This window comes from Allobosea sp. RIT-PG3_2, assembly GCF_057321085.1.
This window is the reverse complement of the sequence record NZ_JBXWCA010000019.1, coordinates 1-3726: the sequence shown is the minus strand read 5'-3', so window position 1 is coordinate 3726 and position 3726 is coordinate 1. Positions and strand designations below refer to the sequence as shown.

At 61.5% G+C, this 3726-nt stretch carries 3 protein-coding genes; all 3 read right to left on the bottom strand.

Annotation, left to right across the window (positions count from 1 at the left end; all coding sequences use genetic code 11):
• Positions 1-76: 76 nt before the first annotated feature.
• The gene (locus AC2FAN_RS27100) at positions 77-304 is read right to left on the bottom strand and encodes a hypothetical protein (RefSeq protein ID WP_485177056.1); all 228 of its coding nucleotides are present in this window, start codon (positions 302-304) and stop codon (positions 77-79) included.
• A gap of 557 nt (positions 305-861) precedes the next feature.
• The gene (locus AC2FAN_RS27095; RefSeq protein ID WP_485177055.1) at positions 862-2940 is read right to left on the bottom strand and encodes a hypothetical protein; all 2079 of its coding nucleotides are present in this window, start codon (positions 2938-2940) and stop codon (positions 862-864) included.
• Positions 2940-3413, bottom strand: coding sequence for a DEAD/DEAH box helicase family protein (locus tag AC2FAN_RS27090; RefSeq protein WP_485177054.1), 474 nt, complete (start codon positions 3411-3413; stop codon positions 2940-2942). Before AC2FAN_RS27090 ends, AC2FAN_RS27095 begins: the two co-directional genes overlap by 1 nt.
• Between the last annotated feature and the right edge of the window lie 313 nt (positions 3414-3726).

The following is a 3726-nucleotide window of genomic DNA, read 5'->3' as shown; positions in this document are numbered from 1 at the left end:
TTTTTTGGGACTCCGGATGCTGGGGTGGGGGCGACCCCTGCCGCCCCCTCTCTCCTTGGGTTTATCTTTCGGCCGCCTACGCCTGCTGGATGGCGAGCCTGAACTTTTCGAGGACCGGCTGCGCGAAGTCGAACTCGATGAAGGAGACCGTGTCGCCGAGGCTCTTCCGGATCGCGACAGGGGTGTGCCCGATCTTCTTGGCGATGTTTTTGTAATAAGAGATGTATGCCTTGACCCATTGGCGGTTAAGTCCACCGGGAATGGCGAAGATGTATGTGTAGGGATCGGTGACTGCAATCGACATAAAAATATAAACCTTCGATAATTGATTTAAATATGCCGCTCCATGGCGGTATTCGTAATTTAACGCCTCGACTACGATCTGGCGATATTAATCGTCACCCCATGACTTCTTTTTTCTCTCGCACTGCGAGCCGGACTGATGTGTGATCGCTGTTCCGACCACGACCAGTTGGATGTCGGGATCATTCGTCCTCGTCCGGAGTCGGGGTTACCCTGAGGGGGTAAGAGGGCGGGGTCGATCGACAGCGATCCTCGCTGCCTGACGCTATGACCGTTGGCCCGGATGGGCCGGGCGCAAGGACACGGGCTGCACAGCCCTGACACGGATTGCACAGGTGTGCCGGGCACAATGGCATGGCTGCTCCCATGACCCTCCGGCACACGTGAGCCGGGTTACCCCGCGAGGGTAAGAGGGCGGGCGTTACTCCGGGGGTAAAAGTCTGTGTCCCACATCGGGGTCCCGAACCGATTGCGTGCCTCGCGGCCTGCTCTCGTGACATCACGGGTGCCGGAGTGGCCATGGTCAGAGACGTCTGCACATCTCTGACCATGGTTTGATCACAGGCTCCCGACCTTCTTCAGCGAGCGCATGATGCCCCTGATCTCCTTGCGACGATCTGCGGGCGAGTAAGCGCCGGCAGCCTCCTCGCGAAGACGCTGCTGGATATCATCCTCGTCGAGGCCTGCCCGCTTCAGCGCCGCTCCCAGCCGGAAGAAGGCGTTGTGGCCATCGCCCTTGGGCGCGCAGTGCCAGTCGTCGATCGCCCTGTCGACCTTGGCCTGACGCCGCTGCACGGTGCCGTTGGCCTTCATCTTGTTCAGGGCCTCCGAGACAGCCCGCAGGCTCTCGTCATGGATCGGCTGGGGTGCCGGGATCGAGATGGCCGGGATGGTCGGAACGGCGATCGGCTCGGGCTCCGGCCGCAGGTCGAAGATGCAGTTGTCCAGCCACATGTAGAGATCGAGCGGAGCCCGTTTCGGGTCGTTGTGGTCGATGAAGAACGAACCCTGCGGATGGGCCGCCTGACAGGGGGCATAGAACAGGCTCGCGGCGTTGAACTTGCCGATGTCGAAGCCGTGGTGCTTCCACGCCTTGGGGCTCGTCTTCGCGAGCTTCTCGATCGCCTTCTGGCTGCGATAGCCGGCCTTGTGCAGCACCTCCTCGATCTGCTGCATGACGCAGCGGTGGACCTCGATCGACATCGCGTAGCTGGTTGGGATGAAGGCGCGCCAGCGCGGCTTCTCCGGCGTCGAGGAGTAGGTGTTCCAGACCACGACCCGCAGATACGGGAAGAGCCGGGCGAACTCGGCGTGGCTGAGGTCGCCGCCGTCATTGTCCATCCAGATGCCGCGCACATGGGTGATGTTGGCAAGGCCGCGAGAGGTCCCGCTTGCCATGTCGGCGTCGAAGTGGGCCGGGCTGAACAGGACATTGTCTTCCTTCGACGCCGGCACCTCTCGATGCAGGTCGCGCAGGAGCCGGATGAACTCCTCCTCGTCATCGAGATCGAGATGGGTAAGGGGCCTCAAGGCGTATTTGTCGGCGAAGGCCGATCCAAAATCGCGGGACAAAATGTCCTTATAGGAGGTGTTTTCGTCCCGCGATTCCTGTTCGGCCATGGCCTTGCGGACCTGCTCGCCGAACGCGGCATAGCTGATCGGCTCGATGTAGGAGCCATTGATGGCCTTGAGTTCGTCGAACCGCTCCTTCTTCTGGCGAAGGCGATAGGCCCGGTTGCGCTCCGGGCTGGTCTCGTAGTCCCGTGGCCGACCCGGCTTGCCCTTGCGAAGCGGGACGCCGAGTCCGTCCAATGGCACGACATCGGCACCGGGGAAGAGACCAGCGAGCCACTCGGCCGTGCTCTTGTCCATGACCACGGCGAGCTTGGGCTCCTCGCACTGTGGGTCACGGATAGAGATGCGCATCACAGCCTGATAGACGGCCGTCTGATAATGGCCGGTGCGCATCTCCTCGCCATTGATCCCCTCGGCCTGCATAAACGAGAAGTGGGCCGGCGGCGGGTTCAGCGCCGACAGGACCACGACCTGATGCAGATGCTGGAAGGTGTTCAGCCCATGCGGGCTGTTCGGCAGGCGCTCGGCTCCCGGCAGGTGCGCGAACAGACCGTCAGGCAGGTCGTTGTTGGCCATCCATGCGAAGGGTTCGCCCCCGGTCACGTCTGCGATCAGCGAGACCAACCGGTCCATGACGCGCACGACTTCGCCATCAACCTCGACTTGACGATCGCGCAACGTCTTCGACCAACTCTCGTCGGCGACATAGGCGATCACGATGCGGTCGCCGTTCTCATGCTTCTGATAGCGCAGGCTCTTGGCGAGCCTGCCGCTGATTGGCGTCATCTCCACGCCCCAGCCGGTCCAGAGCCGGTAAAGCATAGTGTCCTCGAAGCAGGCCGAGGCCACGATCGTCGTGCCGAACTGCTGGAAGATCGAGGGCTTCAGCAGCGAGTAAGTCGTCAGCCGACCACTCTCCTTCTCGCCCCGGAGCAGGCTCTCATAGCTGCTCTGAAGCGCATGCACGGACCAATGGTCGCAAACGATGCGGTGGGCCACGTTGCCGAGCAGGGTATAGATATCGTCGCCGTGGCGGTTCCGGGCGATCTTGGGCAGGCTCATCAGAGAGCCCCCCGCGCCACAAGCTGCCCATAGGCCGCGCTCGTCGGGGCCATGGCGAGATGATCGGTGATCAGCCGATGTGTCTCGGACAGGTTCAGTTCTTTGAACACATCGACCTGCGGAACCTCGTCGACGATCAGGAGCCAGTTCTGCGCGCCCTCGGCATAGGGCAACCGCAGCAGCGCCGCATGGGTCGCGAAGACGATCTCACCGCCGGGCTTGGCGTTCTTGAAGTGCTCGACCAGCGCGTTCACGACCGAGGTGCAGACATCGCCGTGGATCGGCGTGACCGGGTAGGCCGAGTTGAGCGGGTTGAGCGGGTTGATCTCCTGCGCGATCGTCTGATCGATCAGGCGCTTGCTCGGCTGGACGAAAAGGACCTTCTGACCACGGCGAGCACAGCGATCGGCATATCGGGCGAGAGCGTAGGTCTTCCCCGCGCCTGCCAAGGCGTCGAAATAATACAGTGACATAATAGACCTCAAAATAAGAAGAAACCCACGAGAGTGGCGGCTCTCGCGGGTTCCTGCTTTGAGGTCAGACGTATGTCTTCAGATCAAACCATTGGGCTCCGCCAGAGCCAGAACCTAATGGTTCCTACTTCTATATTTACCATACGAGGCCACGATCTGTCGAAATTGAAATCGACATCGTTCGACATTTAGCTCGGGCCGTGCCTCGCCGCAGACCATACGGTAGACCAATGTGACGTTGCGCCAGACCATCGCGCTGATCTAACGTCCTGACCTTGCTCGCCAGTGAGCCAGATCGGGAGGCCGGGGCGCA

Excerpts from the sequence above, each read along its gene's own strand:
- AC2FAN_RS27100 (WP_485177056.1), bottom strand. The coding sequence starts at position 304 with ATGTCGATTGCAGTCACCGATCCCTACACATACATCTTCGCCATTCCC.
- AC2FAN_RS27095 (WP_485177055.1), bottom strand. The coding sequence starts at position 2,940 with ATGAGCCTGCCCAAGATCGCCCGGAACCGCCACGGCGACGATATCTAT.
- AC2FAN_RS27090 (WP_485177054.1), bottom strand. The coding sequence starts at position 3,413 with ATGTCACTGTATTATTTCGACGCCTTGGCAGGCGCGGGGAAGACCTAC.